Source organism: Synechococcus sp. MIT S9452 (assembly GCF_047304245.1).
GTDB lineage: Bacteria > Cyanobacteriota > Cyanobacteriia > PCC-6307 > Cyanobiaceae > RCC307.
On sequence record NZ_CP138956.1, the window covers coordinates 1,155,435 to 1,171,198 of the forward strand.

At 62.1% G+C, this 15,764-nt stretch carries 23 protein-coding genes and 1 tRNA gene; 13 read left to right on the forward strand and 11 right to left on the reverse strand.

From position 1 onward, the window contains the following. The first annotated feature begins 95 nt into the window (after positions 1-95). The 5 genes from minD (at position 96) to SIB46_RS06105 (ending at position 2,405) form a co-directional block, all read left to right on the forward strand. Positions 96-914, forward strand: a complete 819-nt coding sequence (minD, locus tag SIB46_RS06085; RefSeq protein WP_413297628.1) for a septum site-determining protein MinD — start codon at positions 96-98, stop codon at positions 912-914. Between the two features lie 3 nt (positions 915-917). Then, positions 918-1,211, forward strand: coding sequence for a cell division topological specificity factor MinE (minE, locus tag SIB46_RS06090; protein WP_011934854.1), 294 nt, complete (start codon positions 918-920; stop codon positions 1,209-1,211). Between the two features lie 7 nt (positions 1,212-1,218). Beyond that, positions 1,219-1,290: transfer RNA gene (locus SIB46_RS06095), tRNA-Thr, on the forward strand. A 78-nt stretch (positions 1,291-1,368) separates the two neighbouring features. Continuing rightward, the gene (locus tag SIB46_RS06100) at positions 1,369-2,103 is read left to right on the forward strand and encodes a DUF3887 domain-containing protein (RefSeq protein ID WP_413297629.1); all 735 of its coding nucleotides are present in this window, start codon (positions 1,369-1,371) and stop codon (positions 2,101-2,103) included. Next, positions 2,103-2,405 (forward strand): hypothetical protein, encoded by a 303-nt coding sequence (locus SIB46_RS06105; RefSeq protein ID WP_413297630.1) that lies wholly within the window; start codon positions 2,103-2,105, stop codon positions 2,403-2,405. The genes SIB46_RS06100 and SIB46_RS06105 overlap by 1 nt, the downstream gene beginning before the upstream one ends. On the opposite strand, the gene SIB46_RS06110 is transcribed toward SIB46_RS06105, so the two are convergent. From SIB46_RS06110 to SIB46_RS06130, 5 genes are all read right to left on the reverse strand, one after another. After that, on the reverse strand, positions 2,382-2,684 hold the full coding sequence (locus SIB46_RS06110) for a cell division protein SepF (protein WP_413297631.1): 303 nt from the start codon (positions 2,682-2,684) through the stop codon (positions 2,382-2,384). The genes SIB46_RS06105 and SIB46_RS06110 overlap by 24 nt on opposite strands. Before the next feature lie 34 nt (positions 2,685-2,718). Next, entirely contained in the window at positions 2,719-2,877 is a 159-nt protein-coding gene (locus SIB46_RS06115; RefSeq protein ID WP_413297633.1) for a hypothetical protein, read from the reverse strand. A 63-nt stretch (positions 2,878-2,940) separates the two neighbouring features. After that, the gene (locus SIB46_RS06120) at positions 2,941-3,783 is read right to left on the reverse strand and encodes an RNA polymerase sigma factor RpoD/SigA (RefSeq protein WP_413297634.1); all 843 of its coding nucleotides are present in this window, start codon (positions 3,781-3,783) and stop codon (positions 2,941-2,943) included. Between the two features lie 69 nt (positions 3,784-3,852). Beyond that, positions 3,853-4,047 carry a hypothetical protein gene (locus tag SIB46_RS06125; protein ID WP_413297635.1) on the reverse strand — a complete coding sequence of 65 codons (195 nt, stop codon included), beginning with the start codon at positions 4,045-4,047 and terminating at the stop codon, positions 3,853-3,855. Between the two features lie 39 nt (positions 4,048-4,086). Beyond that, positions 4,087-4,410: an ArsR/SmtB family transcription factor gene (locus SIB46_RS06130; protein WP_413297636.1), complete on the reverse strand. Its 324-nt coding sequence runs from the start codon at positions 4,408-4,410 to the stop codon at positions 4,087-4,089. A gap of 48 nt (positions 4,411-4,458) precedes the next feature. Between SIB46_RS06130 and SIB46_RS06135 the strand changes: the two genes are divergently transcribed. Beyond that, complete coding sequence (locus tag SIB46_RS06135; protein ID WP_413297637.1) at positions 4,459-5,481, forward strand: ArsJ-associated glyceraldehyde-3-phosphate dehydrogenase; 1,023 nt, start codon at positions 4,459-4,461, stop codon at positions 5,479-5,481. After that, positions 5,478-6,743, forward strand: coding sequence for an organoarsenical effux MFS transporter ArsJ (arsJ, locus tag SIB46_RS06140; protein WP_413297638.1), 1,266 nt, complete (start codon positions 5,478-5,480; stop codon positions 6,741-6,743). The genes SIB46_RS06135 and arsJ overlap by 4 nt, the downstream gene beginning before the upstream one ends. On the opposite strand, the gene SIB46_RS06145 is transcribed toward arsJ, so the two are convergent. The 4 genes from SIB46_RS06145 to SIB46_RS06160 are packed head-to-tail and all read right to left on the reverse strand — an operon-like array spanning position 6,740 to position 9,755. Continuing rightward, on the reverse strand, positions 6,740-7,327 hold the full coding sequence (locus SIB46_RS06145; protein ID WP_413297639.1) for an L-threonylcarbamoyladenylate synthase: 588 nt from the start codon (positions 7,325-7,327) through the stop codon (positions 6,740-6,742). The two genes, arsJ and SIB46_RS06145, sit on opposite strands and share 4 nt — an antisense overlap. After that, positions 7,324-8,208, reverse strand: coding sequence for a peptide chain release factor N(5)-glutamine methyltransferase (gene prmC / locus SIB46_RS06150; RefSeq protein WP_413297641.1), 885 nt, complete (start codon positions 8,206-8,208; stop codon positions 7,324-7,326). Before prmC ends, SIB46_RS06145 begins: the two co-directional genes overlap by 4 nt. Continuing rightward, positions 8,205-9,311 carry a DNA-processing protein DprA gene (locus SIB46_RS06155; RefSeq protein ID WP_413297642.1) on the reverse strand — a complete coding sequence of 369 codons (1,107 nt, stop codon included), beginning with the start codon at positions 9,309-9,311 and terminating at the stop codon, positions 8,205-8,207. The genes prmC and SIB46_RS06155 overlap by 4 nt, the downstream gene beginning before the upstream one ends. 21 nt (positions 9,312-9,332) lie before the next feature. Further along, positions 9,333-9,755: an acyl-CoA thioesterase gene (locus SIB46_RS06160; RefSeq protein WP_413297643.1), complete on the reverse strand. Its 423-nt coding sequence runs from the start codon at positions 9,753-9,755 to the stop codon at positions 9,333-9,335. A gap of 77 nt (positions 9,756-9,832) precedes the next feature. On the opposite strand from SIB46_RS06160, the gene SIB46_RS06165 reads away from it, so the two are divergent. Then, positions 9,833-10,678: a universal stress protein gene (locus SIB46_RS06165; RefSeq protein WP_413297725.1), complete on the forward strand. Its 846-nt coding sequence runs from the start codon at positions 9,833-9,835 to the stop codon at positions 10,676-10,678. A gap of 12 nt (positions 10,679-10,690) precedes the next feature. Here the strand turns inward: SIB46_RS06165 and psbM are convergent, their stop codons facing one another. Both psbM and SIB46_RS06175 read right to left on the reverse strand, forming a co-directional pair. Next, the gene (gene psbM / locus SIB46_RS06170) at positions 10,691-10,795 is read right to left on the reverse strand and encodes a photosystem II reaction center protein PsbM (protein WP_043736515.1); all 105 of its coding nucleotides are present in this window, start codon (positions 10,793-10,795) and stop codon (positions 10,691-10,693) included. Positions 10,796-10,854: 59 nt separating this feature from the next. Then, positions 10,855-11,301, reverse strand: coding sequence for a 2Fe-2S iron-sulfur cluster-binding protein (locus SIB46_RS06175; protein WP_413297727.1), 447 nt, complete (start codon positions 11,299-11,301; stop codon positions 10,855-10,857). Between the two features lie 198 nt (positions 11,302-11,499). On the opposite strand from SIB46_RS06175, the gene psbB reads away from it, so the two are divergent. The 5 genes from psbB to SIB46_RS06200 all read left to right on the forward strand — a co-directional run bounded on the left by psbB (position 11,500) and on the right by SIB46_RS06200 (position 15,757). Further along, a complete protein-coding gene (psbB, locus tag SIB46_RS06180) occupies positions 11,500-13,059 on the forward strand; it encodes a photosystem II chlorophyll-binding protein CP47 (protein ID WP_413297644.1) in 1,560 nt (519 codons plus the stop codon). 21 nt (positions 13,060-13,080) lie between these two features. Then, entirely contained in the window at positions 13,081-13,176 is a 96-nt protein-coding gene (locus SIB46_RS06185) for a photosystem II reaction center protein T (RefSeq protein ID WP_011934835.1), read from the forward strand. A 177-nt stretch (positions 13,177-13,353) separates the two neighbouring features. Continuing rightward, positions 13,354-13,839: a transcriptional regulator NrdR gene (gene nrdR, locus SIB46_RS06190; protein WP_413297645.1), complete on the forward strand. Its 486-nt coding sequence runs from the start codon at positions 13,354-13,356 to the stop codon at positions 13,837-13,839. A 92-nt stretch (positions 13,840-13,931) separates the two neighbouring features. Further along, positions 13,932-15,035 (forward strand): 30S ribosomal protein S1, encoded by a 1,104-nt coding sequence (locus SIB46_RS06195; RefSeq protein WP_413297646.1) that lies wholly within the window; start codon positions 13,932-13,934, stop codon positions 15,033-15,035. 23 nt (positions 15,036-15,058) lie between these two features. After that, a complete protein-coding gene (locus tag SIB46_RS06200) occupies positions 15,059-15,757 on the forward strand; it encodes an HAD family hydrolase (protein WP_413297648.1) in 699 nt (232 codons plus the stop codon). Positions 15,758-15,764: the final 7 nt, after the last annotated feature.

Here is a 15,764-nt window from a genome sequence, read left to right on the forward strand (position 1 = left end):
GCTGCCACCAAGGATGCAAATAAATCGATTAAAGGGCTGTAATTTCCACGGATTCACCTAACCGTTTGGGCCACAGCGCTCAGACCACAGCCTCTGTGACTGGCTCATCCACTCGCACCATCCTCATTTGCTCCGGCAAAGGCGGTGTGGGCAAAACCACCTTGACGGCCAACCTCGGCATCGCCCTGGCATCCCAGGGGGTGCGCACCGCGGTTCTCGATGCCGACTTCGGCCTGCGCAACCTCGATTTGCTGCTGGGCCTGGAAAACCGGATCGTCTATACCGCGCAAGAAGTGCTGGCCGGCAACTGCCGCCTGGAGCAGGCGATGGTGAAGCACAAGCTCCAGCCCAACCTGGCGCTGCTGCCCGCGGGCAACCCACGCATGCTCGAGTGGCTCAAGCCCGAGGACATGCAGCAGATCGTGGGGCTGATCCAACCCCACTTCGATGTGGTGTTGATCGACGCACCGGCCGGCATCGAAGACGGCTTCAAAAATGCGGCGGCTGCCGCTGATGAAGCCATCGTTGTCACCACACCGGAAGTGTCTGCCGTGCGCGATGCCGACCGGGTGATCGGCCTGCTCAACACCCGTGAGGTGGAGCCGATTCAGCTGGTGCTCAACCGGGTGCGCCCCAAGATGATGCAGTCCCAGGAGATGTTGGGCGTGACCGATGTCACCGACATCCTGGCGCTGCCCTTGCTGGGCTTGGTGTTTGAAGACGAGCAGGTGATCGTCAGCACTAACCGGGGTGAGCCCCTCACCCTCAATGGCTCCAGCTCACCTGCGGCGATTGCCTACCGCAATGTCGCCAAGCGCTTGCAAGGCGAAGAGGTGCCGCTGCCCGATCCCACCAAACAGCGCCGCGGCCTGCGGGCCAAGATGCGCCAACTCATGCAAACCAAACTGTTCTGAGCCATGACCCTGCGCGAGATGATTGATCGCCTGCTGGGTCGTCAGCAGGCCAGTGCCACCACTGCCAAGCACCGGCTGCAGCTGGTGTTGGCCCATGACCGCAGCGATCTGAATCCTGACTTGATGGAGCAGATGCGCCGCGAAATTCTCGAGGTGGTGAACCGCTACGTGGAGCTCGACCTCGAAGGTGGAGACGTCAGCCTGGAAACTGAGGAGCGGGCGACCGCCCTGGTCGCCAACCTGCCCATTCGCCGCGTCCGCGACGACGTTCTGCCCCAGGTGCCAGCAGTACAGTGAGGCTCCAGCCGGCTTAGCTCAGCGGTAGAGCAGCGCTTTTGTAAAGCGAAGGCCATCGGTTCAAATCCGTTAGCCGGCTTAAGGCCGTCCACCAGTGGGATTCTTTTTTCTCTGACTGGGCCACAATGGCTCCGATTTTGGATTGGGCTTGCCTGTGTTGAAGCGTTCTGCAATGGCCAAAGCAGCGGCCGCCCTGCTGGCTTGCACCGCCGTTACACCGTTTGCCCTTCCCGCAACTGCCCAAAGCAGCCGAGTGGCGCGCCCTCTGAGCGAAGCAGCCGCCCAGCAAGCAGCTGATCAGATTCTCGAAGCCGTGCGTCAACGCGACGGCGCTCTGCGCTACTCCCAATTCAGCAAGGCGCTACAAACCACCAGCAGCCCATCGATGGTGCAAGGCACCCTCGATCAATTGCCTCAGCTCGAGAGCTGGACCATTCAGTCCGTGCGCACGGGCCTCAGCGGCAACAGCTCCGTTGAGGTGTTGCTTCAAACCGAGAACGGCAGCCGTGAAGCCACCTTGGTGATCAACCCCCAAGGTCGCCTGGTCGCCCAGCTGTTCAACGTCTCCGACAAAGACTCCACCAAGGTGGCGCGCGCCTTCATCGATGCGGTGAGCGATGGCCAATTCATCAGTGCCCGCAGCCTGCTGGCCCTCGACCTGCAAAAAGAAATCAGCCCTCAAGCGCTGCAGAACAAGTGGCTGAGGCTGCAGCAGACCACCGGCAACTTCCAGGCAATCGAAAAGGTGATGGAAGCCGAGCATGGTCGCAACGGCTCCCTGGTGCTCGTCACCGTGCGCTTTAACCGCACCACCGACAACATCTTTGTGATCCTCAACCCTGCTGGGCAGATCACCGGACTTGATTTCCCCATCGATGGAGCCGTGCGCTGATGCCTTTGCTGCTGCTGCCAGTGTTTTGGGCCCAACTGCAACAACCCTGCAGGATCTGGAGTGTGCGAGAAGCCCTGAGCTACAGCGGCCTGTGTGATGTCAGAAAGGATCAGGGAACCACCTCGCTGACGGCCCCCAACGAGCTCACCGGGGAAGACCAAACCATCAAGGTCAGCCCCAAAGGACGCCGCCAAGTGCATGTTCGCGGCCTCAACAGCCAAGGCGATGAAACGCTCTGGGGCGAAGCTCGCAAAGTTGGTAAGAGTTGCTGGGTGGGATCAGATTTCGGGCTCTGCCTCTGAACCTGAGCTGAGACGGATCGCCATGGGCGCCGCCACGATCACCTCATCACTCACCCGCTGGATCGAACCATCCAGGGACCAAACAGCGCCGGAGAGAAAGTCAATAAAGCGCTGGGCGTTGCTGTCATCCAGCAAGGCCATGTCGACAACAACCGTTGAGTGACGCTGCAGCAATTGCACGGCATGCTCCATCTCCTCAATCCGCTCAGGCTTGAGGAGAACGATTTCGAGCGGGGAGTATTGGCTAGCAAACATCTCAGCAGTCTGCTGAGTTTCCACAGCTGCCGCAGCGAACGCTGAAAAACTCAGCAATTCAGGATGGCGTCAGGGAATGTTGGGAGATCACGTCCCAAACCCAACCAGCCCAATGCAGCGGACGGCGGGACTCAAAGCGGCTCGGGCGTTCCGGCACCACATTCACCCAGCCATAGCCACCAACCACACTGATGCTGCCGTGAGTGGTTCGAACCAACAAAGAACTCAAGCCGTTGAGATGGTGATAACAAGGCTGCTCAAGCCGTGATGTTCATCACGATCAGCTCGCCATGCGCAACCGCAGCCGCATCAAGGCGCGCTGTTCAATCTGCCTGGCCCGCTCGCGGCTGCAGCCCAACTGCTCACCTACAACACTCAGCTTCTGGCGCTCGGGCGTGAGATAACGCCACTGCAACACCTGTTGATCACGTTCGGACAAATGGCGAAGTTGCATGCCCACACGCTCCCAACGATCGTGGCGCTCAGCCTCCTCCAAAGGCGACGGCTCCGCTGATGGCAACAGCTGCAGCAAATCGCTCTCGCTTCCGGCCGCCGGCGTGTCGAGCGAGAGGGTGCCCGGCGCCATCCGCAACGCCAAGCTGGCGGCTTTGAGGTCAACCCCAGCTTCCGCCGCCACAGCACCCAGATCGGTACTGAGTCCCTGTTGCCAGAGCCGTTCATGGGCCCGATGCAATGCCCTGAGCTGCTGGGTGACATGGATGGGCAAACGCAGCGTGCGGCCTTTGGTTTCCAAGCCCCGGCTGATGGCCTGGCGGATCCAATTCCAGGCGTATGTACTGAAGCGGTAGCCGAGGGTGGGATCGAACTTCTCCACCGCCCGGATCAATCCGAGCGAGCCCTCCTGCACCAAGTCCATCAAATCCAAACCACGCCCTTGGTAGGTCTTGGCAACCGTGACCACCAAGCGCAGGTTGGCTTGAATCATGCGCTCACGAGCCCGGCGGCCGCGCCGCAGTTCCCGTTGTTCTGTGGGGCTCAACTTGGTTTGCTGCTCCAGCTGCTGCGCCCGTTGTACCAAGCGGGCCAGCTCCACCTCCTGCTCAGGCCGCAGCAAGGCATAACGACCAATCTGCTCGAGATAGGCACGAACCGGTTCCGCCATGGCAGCAGGCCAGCGCGCCTCATCGATACCGGCGGCGGCTCACACCAGCAAGGGCTTCAGGCCAAGGGTTCAGGGAGTCTTCCCCTTTGTGATGGCTTTATGAGGATCGCCGTAGGGGCTGAGCAGCAACGCCACCAACAACAACAACGGGATCCAGATCAGCTCACGCAGGGTGAACAGCCGCTGCAAGCTGATCATCAACGGCTCCAAGGCCCACTCAAAAAGCGCCATCAACGCGATCACAAACAAGACCAGACCGCCCATGGCAATGGCGCAACACCTGCAACGTAGCGAGATTCAGGCTCAACAACAGGGGGGAGCTGTCTTCTCACAGCGCTGCTGCACAGCGCCCAACCAGGAGCGCAACTCTTCGATGGCGCCAGGTTCCAAGCGGTAGTAGACCCAACGGCCACTGAGCCGCTGGCTGAGCAAACCGGCGTCTTTGAGCACCCGCAAATGAAACGAGAGCTTGGATTGCGCCAGCTCGAGATCGCTGGTGAGGTCGCAAACGCAGCGCTCACCTTCGGCCAAGGTTTCAATGATTCGCAGCCGCAAGGGATCAGCCAAAGCTTTCAGCAGAGCCCTGGCTGACTCAGGCTTGAGCTCGGTGGCCAGCAACGAATCCATCAAATCTTATTGATTTAAACTAATGGGCCTCTAGAGCTCATACAACCCTTGAAGGTAGGCGTCAACGGCTTCGGGCGAATCGGTCGTCTGGTTTTTCGTGCCCTTTGGGGGCGTCCCGGCATTGAACTGGTGCACGTCAACGACAACGCGGGTGACGCTGCCACCGCCGCTCACCTGCTCACCTTCGATTCGGTTCATGGCCGCTGGAGCCAAGAGGCCCGAGCCACAGACAGCGGCTTTCAAATCGACGGCCAGCCCATCAGCTATTCCCAGCACAGCGATCCAACAGCTGTTCCGTGGGATCAAGCCGGGGTGGAGTTGGTGCTGGAGTGCACCGGCAAGATCAAAACCCCCGACACCCTTCAGCCCTACTTCGATCAAACCAAGGTTCGCCGCGTGATCGTGGCTTGCCCCGTCAAAGGCCAGGTCGCCGGCGCTGAGGCTCTCAACATTGTTTATGGCATCAACCATCAGCTCTACGAGCCCAGCCAGCACCGCCTCGTTACCGCAGCCTCCTGCACCACAAATTGCTTGGCCCCTGTGGTGAAGGTGGTGCACGAAACCTTCGGCATTGAACACGGGCTGATCACCACCATTCACGACATCACCAACACCCAGGTGCCGATCGATGCGTTCAAAAGTGATTTGCGGCGGGCTCGCTCTGGCTTGAACTCCTTGATTCCCACCACCACGGGATCAGCCAAGGCCATCGCCATGATTTTCCCGGAGCTGCAAGGCAAGCTCAATGGCCATGCCGTTCGGGTGCCGTTGCTGAATGGATCGCTCACCGATGCGGTGTTTGAACTCAAGCAAGACGTCACCGCCGAGCAGGTGAATGCCGCCTTCAAAGCAGCTGCCGATGGGCAGCTGAATGGAATCCTTGGCTACGAAGAGCGGCCCTTGGTGTCGTGCGACTACACCAACGACAGCCGCAGCTCGATCATTGATGCGCCCTCAACGATGGTGGTGGATGGCAACCAGCTGAAGGTGTTTGCCTGGTACGACAACGAATGGGGTTACAGCTGCCGCATGGCTGATCTGGCTTGCCATGTGGTGGCCCTGGAGCCATGAAGCTCTCTCCGCTGCAGCAGTACGGCATCGTTACCGCCAACTACTGGGCCTTCACCCTCACCGATGGCGCCCTGCGCATGCTGGTGGTGTTCCACTTCCACCAGCTCGGCTACAGCACGCTTGAGATTGCCTTCCTCTTCCTCTTCTATGAGTTCTTTGGTGTTCTCACCAACCTCTATGGCGGCTGGATCGGCGCGAGTTATGGCCTCAGGCTGACCCTCTGGGCCGGCACCCTGCTGCAGATCCTGGCCCTAGTGATGCTGATTCCCGTGGCGGCCAGCTGGCCGAAGCTGCTCAGCGTGATTTACGTGATGGTTGCCCAGGCGATCAGCGGCATTGCCAAAGACCTCAACAAGATGAGCGCCAAGAGCGCCATCAAAACCGTGGTGCCCAAAACCCCGGACAACGAGCAGCAGGGTCAAAAGCAACTGTTCCAATGGGTCGCCATCCTCACGGGCTCGAAAAATGCGCTCAAAGGGGTGGGCTTCTTTCTCGGCGGTGTGCTGCTGACAGCGGTTGGCTTCAACTCAGCCGTGGGCCTGATGGCCGCCGGCTTGGCGTTGGCCTTCGCGCTCACCTTGGTGCTGCCTGGCGAGATCGGCCGCATGAAGCAGAAGCCAGGCTTCAGCGCCCTGTTCTCCAAATCCAGGGGCATCAACGTCCTATCGCTGGCGCGCTTCTTCCTGTTCGGGGCCCGCGATGTGTGGTTTGTGGTGGCCTTGCCGGTGTTTTTAGAGGCGTCCCTGGGCTGGAACTTCTGGGAGATCGGCGGATTCCTTGGCCTCTGGGTGATCGGTTATGGCTTTGTGCAAGGGGGAGCGCCCAGCCTGCGGCGCCTCTGGGGCCAAAGCACCACCCCAGGCGCCAGTGCGGTGCAGTTCTGGAGTGCCCTGCTGAGTGCCATTCCCGCCCTGATTGCGATTGCGCTCTGGCGCAACAGCGATCCGGGCCTCGCCATCACCGCTGGCCTGGCCGCCTTTGGCGTGGTGTTTGCGATGAATTCATCGATCCACTCCTACATGGTGCTGGCCTACACCGATGCGGAGAGCGTCAGCCTCAACGTCGGCTTCTACTACATGGCCAACGCAGCCGGTCGCCTGGTGGGCACGCTGCTCTCTGGCGCGGTGTTCATGCTGGGGCGCACCGCTAGTGGCGGCATGCAGGCCTGCCTTTGGGTGTCCAGCCTGATGGTGCTGCTGTCGTGGCTGAGCAGCCTGAAACTGCCGGCCCTACCTAGCCGCACAGCCGCAGCTCAGGCCTAAGGGAAGGGGGTCTCAGGCACCACCACCTGTCCCTGCCGCAGGACGCGCCAACCATTGCTCTGCCAGCTCACCACGGTGCTGGCCTGCCCAGAGCCTGGCAACCAAGGCTCAGGCGCCAAGCGACTCACCTCGGGGAAGCAGCGCGCCAGCTCAGCAGCCGTGCGGCAGGCGAGCTCACCGGAGCGGTTAGCACTGCTGGTGGCCAGCGGCCCACTGCAGCGCAGCACTTGCAAGGCCGCCTCACAGGCCGGCACCCGCAAGCCAAGACTGCCGCCGCCCCCTGGGTTGAGGGCCTCCACCACCGGCCCGCGGGCTGGTAGCACCAGCGTGAGAGCCCCGGGCCAACCCAGCTCGGCCAGGCGCTGCCAGCCATCGGGCGGCTCTTGGCCCAGGCAAGGGAGCAGCTGCTCCACAGAGGCCCCCATCAAGATCAACGGCTTATCGGCAGGTCGCTGCTTCAACTGCCAGATCGCCTGGGCAGCAGCAGGAATCGCGGCCAATGCCGGCAAGGTGTCAGTGGGAAACAGGGCCGGTTCCCCCTGTTGCAAGCGCTGCGCCAGCACCTGGAACCCTTCCACCGTCATGGGTTGCAGCGGCGCGCCACCGCAAAACGCATTTGCCCCTCCAGATCCCTCTCTTGACGGCGCTCCTGCAGGCCGGCAGCAGCCAAGAGCTCAGCCACCGCAGCGGCTTGATCGTGATGGTGCTCAAGCACCAACCATCCCCCCGGGGCCAGCATCTGCGGGGCGGCCTCGATGATCAAACGCAAGGCATCCAGGCCATCGCTACCTCCATCCAACGCCAAGCGCGGCTCGTGATCACGCACTACAGGCTCCAGCCCATCCACCACGGAACTGGGGATATAGGGAGGGTTGCTCACCACCAGATCCAACTGGCCCGCCACCGGCCGCAACGGCTGCCACCACAGCCCCTCACACCAGTGCACCGCAGCGCCTTGGTGCAGGCCAAGCGCTGCTGCGTTGCGCTGGGCCACAGCCAAGGCCTCACCGCTGCAGTCCACAGCCCAGCCGCAGCTACTGGGCCAATGCCGCGCCAAGGCCAACGCCACACAGCCTGAGCCCGTGCCGAGATCGGCCCAGTGCTGGGGTCCGGCGGACGCGTCAAAACAGCCCATGGCCAGCTCCACCAACAGCTCGGTTTCCTGACGGGGGATCAGCACCGCTGGGCTGACTTCCAGCTCTAAATCCTGCCAGGGACAACGCCCCACCAGATGCTGCAAGGGCACCTGCTGCTGGCGGTGCTGCTGCCAGATCTGCTCCAACCGCTGAAGCGAGCAACGCAGCTGCACAGGTGCTTCAGGGTGGAGATAGCTGGCTTGAAGCTCCCGCCAGAGCAGACCTGCTTCCAATTCCAGCAACCAATCCAGCGCGGCCGCTTGATCCTGCTGACCCAGCAATTGCTCACGCCGCCAGAGCTGCAACTCGGAGCCGCTGAGGCAAGTCATGGCTGTTGGGCCACCGGCAAATCAATCTCAGTGTGACGCGGACGCCAGCACAGCCCAGGCAGAGCTTCAATCCAGCCCTGCTGCTCATGGTGCAGCAGTTGCTGAGCCAAAGCTCCTGGAGAGAGCTGCAATCGCCGCTGCAGCGCCTCAAAACTGGCCCCCGCACCCAAGGCGCTCAGCAGCGGTGATGGATCTGGCGGCTGCGGCAGCTCCAGGGTCTGCAGCGGGCCTGGGCCCAAGGTCTCCACAAGCTGAGCGGGATCAAGCAGGGCGGTCGCCCCTTGGTTGAGCCAACCATTGCTGCCAACTGCCGATTCGCGATCACTGTCAGCCGGCACCACCCAAAGCGGCCGCTGCAGCGACCAAGCGATCTGGGCCGCCAACAGGGCACCACTGCGCCGCGGGCACTCCACCAACACCACGGCTTGAGCCAAGGCCACCAACAAGCGATTCCTTTTGGCAAACGCGCCCCGGAGTCCAGGAGTCCCCGGTGCTTGCTCAGAGATCAACAAACCGCGCCTGCCCACCTGGCTTTGAAGCTGCTGGTGATGGCGCGGATAAATGCGCTCCAGCGAGGTGCCCAGCACCGCAATGGGCGTGCCGCCAGCCTCTAAACAGCCCTGGTGGGCCTGAGCATCAATACCTTCGGCCAGCCCGCTCATCACCGGCCAGCCCGCCGCAGCCAGGGCGGCGCCCAACCGCTGAGCCCAGCAGCAGCCATAGGGAGAGGCCCGGCGGCTACCAATCACGGCAATGGCCTGCTGGCGGCGCAGCAACGGCCATAGGGCGCCGCGGCCTGCCCAAAACAGCGCTGCCGGCGGCTGCGGCAGCGCCATCAGGGCCGGCGGCATGGCTAAATCGCTGGGCAGCAACACCTTGGGGGGCACCGGCAAAGGCAGCGCTGCAGCCTGCAGCTGCAGCTGATCACGGCCCGCCAGCAGCGATGGCCCCACCCCTGGCAACTCCAACAGCTGCTCGCCAGGCGCCCACCACGCCGCTTGCAAGCTGCCAAAGACTTGCTCCAGCTGCCTGATCCGGCTGATGCCAACACCTGGAACCTGAAGCCAGGTCCACCACCAACTGCGCTGCCCAACAAGCGTCAAGCTATTAGTTCATTTGTATTATCAGCCTGCCATAGGGCCTGCCGCCAACCGCTGCAACGCCGCCTCCAGTGCCGGCGGGCGCTGACGTTGCAGCCGTCCGCGCTGGCGATCCACCAGCGCCAAGGTGACCACCGCCTCAGCAGCCACAGTTCCATCGCCCTGGATGAAGCGCGTTAGCAACGGCAAGCGCACACCGGCCTGAGGCTGCAACCAGCTGTGCAATTCCACCGCTTCGCCGTGGGCCAATGCCCGCAGATAGCGGATCTGCAAATCGACCACCATCAATTCCAGCCCCTGGGCCGAGAGCTCGGCATAGGCCAAACCGGCCTCAGCCAGGGCCAGCACCCTCGCCTCCTCAAGCCAGGCCACATAGGAACCATGCCAAAGCACCCCGGCATGGTCGGTGTCTTGCGGCAGCACCTGCTTGCGACAGACCCACGGCAAGCGCGTTACATCCCCAGCCATTCCCTAGCCCAGCTCAATTGATCGCCATAGGCTGCCGCTACGCGTTCCAGCAACTGATGTTCCGCAACCTGTTGATCGCCGACTCCGGCAAAGGGCACGTGGAGGAAATGATCCGCATGCTCCGCGATATCCCCGGTTTTGCTAGCGCGCGGCTCAACCTGTTGCACGTGGTCTCCGACCAAAACAGCAGCAACCTTCAGGAGCATTGGAAAGACGGTGGCGCCCTGCTGGCTGAAGCCGTTCAACGGCTTGGCCTCAACCCCGGCGAGGTGAACACGATCTTGCGCCAGGGCGATACCAAACAAACCGTGCTCAAGGTCGCCGACGAGCTCGATGCCGACCTGATCGTGATGGGCTCACGCGGCCTCGGCCGGCTGCAATCGATTTTGGCCAATAGCGCCAGCCAATACGTGTTCCAACTCTCGACGCGGCCGATGCTGCTGGTACGCGACGACCTCTATGTGCGCCACATCAATCGTTTGATGGTGGGCATTGACGGCACCGGCGTAGGCGATGACGCCCTCAAGCTGGCGTGCGAGCTGGCCAAGAGCATTCCCGGCTGCGTGCTCCATGGCGTTCACGTCAGCCACCACGACCTGGCTCCATCCCGCAGCGGCAACAGCCCAAGCGACAGCCTGCTGGAAAAAGCCAAACAACGGGCCCGCCAATTCGGCGTGGACCTGCAAACGGTGCACCGGACTGGAGACATCGCCCGCGGACTCTGCGCTGCGGCCGACGAGCTCAATGCCGACATGGTGGTGATCGCCTCGCAAGACCGGCGCCCTCTGGTCGCTCGCGGCTTGGTTGATCTCGACCGCCTGCTCGGTGGATCGGTGAGTGATTTCGTGCGGGTGCATGCACCCGCTCCAGTGTTGCTGGTGCGGGAACCGGAATCCCGCTAACGCCAGTCCAGATCAACCTTCGCGGCTGTTGGTCTGGATGTAAAGGATGATCAAAAAGATGGCTGGAACCAACACGAACAGCAGGGTGGCCACAAAGCCGAGATCGTTGGTTTCCATGACCACTGGAGGAGACCCCGGGAGGGTATCACCGCCGTTGGGGGCTCCTCAGCCTGGGTTCACAGCTCGTCGCTCTCAGCCTCGGTTTCCACCGCTTCATCCGCACCCTCTTCGGGCTCAGGCTCGGGCTCAGGCATCCGGCCCTCAGGCAATGGCTCGGCTTGGGCTGCGGCAATCGCTTGCTTTTGCGCGTCGCGGCCAGCCTGCGGACGGGTGAGCACAGCGACCGATTCCTGCACCAAGGCCTGACAGGCCAAACGCCACGACTCCGGGCGACGCCGCAACTTCTGCTGCTCCACCGCCGTGAGGGGCGTTAACGCACCCTCTTGGCGCTCAGCCACCACTTCGACGAAGCAGGTGATGCATTGGCCGCAGCCGCCGCAGTTGCCCAGCCGACCCTTCAAGCCATAGAGCTCAACACCCTCTTGAAGCGCCAGCTCCCGCAAATTGGTTCCAGGAGGACACAACACCTCTCGCCCCTCCCGCACAAACCGCACCACCGGCATGGGCCGCTCCCAAAGACGCTGCATTCTGCAGGTGAGAGTTTGCGTTTTGTGACACCAAGAGGCAATCAGCCCGCCGATCCAGGGGCAGATGACTGTTTCCCTTTGAAACCACAAACCGCTCTGCGGCTGAAACCCCTTACGATCGTGCGACCTCTGCACTCGCTGCGGAGCTTCCGTCTCGTTTACTGCGCCGAACCCATGGGATTGCCCTGGTACAGGGTTCATACCGTTGTCATCAACGACCCGGGCCGCCTTCTGGCTGTGCACCTGATGCACACCGCCCTGGTTGCCGGCTGGGCCGGCTCGATGGCTCTGTATGAGCTCGCCATTTTTGACCCCTCAGACGCTGTCCTGAACCCCATGTGGCGTCAGGGCATGTTCGTGATGCCCTTCATGGCCCGCCTGGGCGTGACCGATAGCTGGGGTGGCTGGAGCATCACCGGGGCCACTGGCGTGGAACCGGGTTTCTGGAGCTTCGAAGGCGTTGCTGCCGCCCACATCGTGTTCAGTGGCCTGCTCTTCTTGGCAGCCATCTGGCACTGGACCTTTTGGGACCTGGAAATCTGGCAAGACCCCCGCACCGGTGAACCTGCCCTCGACCTGCCAAAGATCTTTGGCATCCACCTCCTGCTGGCTGGCCTTGGCTGCTTCGGCTTTGGCGCTTTCCACTTGACCGGGGTCTTTGGCCCGGGCATGTGGGTCAGCGACCCCTATGGAATTACGGGCCACCTGGAGAAGGTTCAACCCGCTTGGGGCCCAGAAGGCTTCAACCCCTTCAACCCCGGTGGAATCGTTGCCCACCACATTGCTGCAGGCATCGTCGGCATCATTGCGGGCATCTTCCACATCACCACCCGCCCGCCTGAGCGTCTCTACAAGGCTCTGCGCATGGGCAACATCGAGACGGTGCTCGCCAGCGCCATCGCTGCTGTGTTCTTTGCCGCCTTCATCGTGGCCGGAACTATGTGGTACGGAGCTGCTGCCACTCCGATCGAACTGTTTGGCCCCACCCGCTACCAGTGGGATCAGGACTACTTCAAGCAAGAGATTGCACGCCGCGCCCAGGGTGCGATCGCTGAAGGCGCCTCAGCTGAGGAGGCTTACGCCGCGATTCCTGAAAAGCTCGCCTTCTACGACTACGTCGGCAACAGCCCCGCCAAGGGCGGCCTGTTCCGTGTTGGTCCGATGGTGAACGGCGATGGTCTGCCGACCGGCTGGATTGGCCACATCGCTTTCACCGACAAAGACGGCCGTGATCTGCAGGTGCGCCGCCTGCCCAACTTCTTCGAGAACTTCCCTGTGGTGCTCGAAGACAAGGACGGCATCGTTCGCGCTGATATCCCTTTCCGCCGCGCTGAAGCGAAGTATTCCTTCGAACAAACCGGCGTCACAGCTACCGTGTATGGCGGCGAGCTGGCCGGACAAACCTTCACTGACCCCGCTGATGTGAAGCGTTTGGCCCGTAAAGCCCAGCTGGGTGAAGCCTTCAACTTCGACCGCGAGACCTACAACTCTGACGGCACATTCCGCAGCTCACCGCGCGGCTGGTTCACCTTCGGCCACGCCACCTTCGCGCTGCTGTTCTTCTTCGGCCACATCTGGCACGGTGCTCGCACCCTCTACCGCGATGTGTTCGCTGGAATTGACCCCGACCTTGGAGAGCAGGTTGAATTCGGCCTGTTCGCCAAGCTCGGCGACAAATCCACCCGTCGTCTACCGGAGGGCTACGTGCCCCCCGCTGGCACACCCCTCAGCTAACTCTTCCGGAGGAAATAACCGATGGAAAGCTTTGCTTACATCCTCATCCTTGCCTTCTCAATTGGCACTTTGTTCTTTGCTATCGCCTTGAGGGATCCCCCCAAGATCGGCAAATGACCCCCACAAACCCCCGCCTCGGCGGGGGTTTTTTCGTCTCAGGGCTGCGATGCAGAAGCGCCAGTCTCATGGCCCCGGGAGGGAGCAAGCCCAGGCTCGGGCGAGACCCAAGGCAGGCCAGGGCTTCTCAAAGGGCGACAGGCTGACTACACTCTGACAGCGGCAAATAGTCAGCCTTTGCAGTGTCCGTCCTGCCAACACACCGATAGTCGGGTGCTCGAATCACGGGCAGCTGATTCAGGCAGGAGTGTGCGCCGGCGCCGCGAATGTCTGAATTGTGAGTTTCGGTTCACCACCTATGAACGGGTGGAAACCATGACCATCACCGTGGTCAAACGCAGCGGCACCAGGGAGACATTCAGCCGCAGCAAATTGTTGACGGGCCTGGTTCGCGCTTGCGAAAAAACGGGACTTGAAACCAATCGCCTCGAGCTGCTCGTTGAAGACATTGAGCTGCAACTACAGCAGCGGAATCAAAAGGAAATCACCAGCCAGCAGTTAGGTGATTTGGTGCTCGAAGAACTCGGCGATCTCAGCGAGGTGGCCTATGTCCGTTTTGCTTCGGTCTACGGCAAATTCAGCGGCATCAGCGACTTCATCACCACGCTGGATGCCTTGCGGCAACGCAACCAGGTCAAGCGCCAACTGGCGAAGATCAGCTGATAGCGTGGTCGATCGACGTGTGGCTTCGGCGGAGCTGATCGCGTCATCCATCCCATTCGCCCTGCTGTTTGGCAGGCCGCCGCACCTCCTCCATGACCGTGACCCCCTCCTCTTCTGAGTCCAGCGCTGTCGAGCAGCCGGAACTGGAGAGCACCGCAACTGAGCAGGCAGAAAACCTGCTGGATGTGGAGCAAAGCCTTGATGCCATGGCCCAGGACATGGCGGATGACATCCCTGAGGAGGTGCCCAGTGCTGATGACGGCGATCGCACTCCCAGTGCCAACAACGAAGACGTTGGCTTCACGCTGGAGGACTTCACATCCCTTCTCAGCAAGTACGACTATCACTTCAAACCCGGTGACGTTGTTAACGGCACCGTGTTCAACCTGGAGCCCAAAGGTGCTCTGATCGACATCGGCGCCAAGACGGCCGCCTTCATGCCTCTGCCCGAGGTATCGATCAACCGGGTTGAGACCCTCGAAGACGTTCTTGAGCCCGGCGAAACCCGCGAGTTCTTCATCCTCAGCGAGGAGAACGAAGACGGCCAGCTCTCCCTGTCGATCCGCCGCATCGAATACCAGCGCGCCTGGGAGCGGGTGCGTCAGCTGCAAAAAGAAGACGCCACCATCTACAGCGAGGTGTTTGCCACCAACCGTGGTGGTGCCCTGGTGCGGGTGGAAGGCCTGCGGGGCTTCATCCCCGGCAGCCACATCAGCACTCGCAAGCCCAAAGAGGAGCTGGTGGCTGAATTCCTGCCCCTGAAGTTCCTCGAGGTGGACGAAGAGCGCAACCGTCTGGTGCTCAGCCATCGCCGCGCCCTGGTGGAGCGCAAGATGAATCGCCTCGAAGTGGGCGAAGTGGTGCTGGGTACCGTCCGCGGCATCAAGCCTTACGGCGCCTTCATCGACATCGGCGGTGTCAGTGGTCTGCTGCACATCTCCGAGATCAGCCACGAGCACATCGAGACGCCCCACAGCGTTCTCAACGTGAATGATCAGATGAAGGTGATGATCATCGACCTCGACGCCGAGCGTGGCCGCATCTCCCTCTCCACCAAGGCCCTCGAGCCGGAGCCGGGCGACATGCTCACCGACCCCCAGAAGGTGTTCGACAACGCCGAGGAAATGGCTGCTCGCTACAAGCAGATGCTGATGGAGCAAGCCGACGAAGACGGCATGGATATGGAGATGAACTGATCCAGCTCCCCACCACCGAGGCGGTGCTGTTCGACAAGGACGGCACCCTCAGCCGCAGTGATGGTTTCCTCAGCGCCCTGGCCCAGGCCAGGGCGCTTTGTTGTGCTGAGCTCAGCGGCGATCCCGGCATCACCGAACCGTTGCTGAGGGCCTACGGGCTGCGCAACGGCCAGCTAGACCCCACAGGCAGCACCGCCGTCGCCAGCCGCCACGACAACCTGATCAGCACCGCCACAGTGCTGGCTGCCGCAGGCCACAGCTGGGGGCAAGCCCGTCACTGGGCCCACACGGCCCTGAATCAAGCCGATGCCCAGCTGACCGGCAGCAAAGCCCAACGGACCCCGCCCCTACCCGGACTCCAGCCGGTGCTGGAGCGTTGGCACCGCCAAGGCCTGAAGCTGGCGGTGATCAGCAGCGATCTTGGCCCGAGCCTGGAGTGTTTTCTGCGCACCCACGACCTGCGCCATCTCTTCTGCGCCGTGCATGGCGCCGAGCGCAGGCCCCGCAAGCCCGATCCAGCTGCGGCCCTGGCGCTATGCCAAGAGCTTGGCGTGCAGCCTGGGCGCTGCGGCTTGATTGGCGATGCAGCTGATGATCTGGCCATGGCCCAGGGGGCTGGCTTGGCCTGGAGCCTGGCCTTCACCGGCGGCTGGGCGGTGCCCCTCGAGCTGGAGGGCAGCCACGGGTCGTTCATGGACTGGGCTGAAACCCCCGAGCTGTAACCTGCTT

What these genes read in the sequence shown, in the direction of transcription:
- SIB46_RS06120 (WP_413297634.1), bottom strand. Translation starts at nt 3,783, where the DNA reads ATGGCGGAACCGGTTCGTGCCTATCTCGAGCAGATTGGTCGTTATGCC.
- SIB46_RS06195 (WP_413297646.1), top strand. Translation starts at nt 13,932, where the DNA reads ATGACCGTGACCCCCTCCTCTTCTGAGTCCAGCGCTGTCGAGCAGCCG.
- SIB46_RS06130 (WP_413297636.1), bottom strand. Translation starts at nt 4,410, where the DNA reads ATGGATTCGTTGCTGGCCACCGAGCTCAAGCCTGAGTCAGCCAGGGCT.
- SIB46_RS06145 (WP_413297639.1), bottom strand. Translation starts at nt 7,327, where the DNA reads ATGACGGTGGAAGGGTTCCAGGTGCTGGCGCAGCGCTTGCAACAGGGG.
- SIB46_RS06175 (WP_413297727.1), bottom strand. Translation starts at nt 11,301, where the DNA reads ATGCCGGTGGTGCGGTTTGTGCGGGAGGGGCGAGAGGTGTTGTGTCCT.
- SIB46_RS06105 (WP_413297630.1), top strand. Translation starts at nt 2,103, where the DNA reads ATGCCTTTGCTGCTGCTGCCAGTGTTTTGGGCCCAACTGCAACAACCC.
- SIB46_RS06165 (WP_413297725.1), top strand. Translation starts at nt 9,833, where the DNA reads ATGTTCCGCAACCTGTTGATCGCCGACTCCGGCAAAGGGCACGTGGAG.
- psbM (WP_043736515.1), bottom strand. Translation starts at nt 10,795, where the DNA reads ATGGAAACCAACGATCTCGGCTTTGTGGCCACCCTGCTGTTCGTGTTG.
- SIB46_RS06125 (WP_413297635.1), bottom strand. Translation starts at nt 4,047, where the DNA reads ATGGGCGGTCTGGTCTTGTTTGTGATCGCGTTGATGGCGCTTTTTGAG.
- psbB (WP_413297644.1), top strand. Translation starts at nt 11,500, where the DNA reads ATGGGATTGCCCTGGTACAGGGTTCATACCGTTGTCATCAACGACCCG.
- prmC (WP_413297641.1), bottom strand. Translation starts at nt 8,208, where the DNA reads ATGACTTGCCTCAGCGGCTCCGAGTTGCAGCTCTGGCGGCGTGAGCAA.
- arsJ (WP_413297638.1), top strand. Translation starts at nt 5,478, where the DNA reads ATGAAGCTCTCTCCGCTGCAGCAGTACGGCATCGTTACCGCCAACTAC.
- minE (WP_011934854.1), top strand. Translation starts at nt 918, where the DNA reads ATGACCCTGCGCGAGATGATTGATCGCCTGCTGGGTCGTCAGCAGGCC.
- SIB46_RS06185 (WP_011934835.1), top strand. Translation starts at nt 13,081, where the DNA reads ATGGAAAGCTTTGCTTACATCCTCATCCTTGCCTTCTCAATTGGCACT.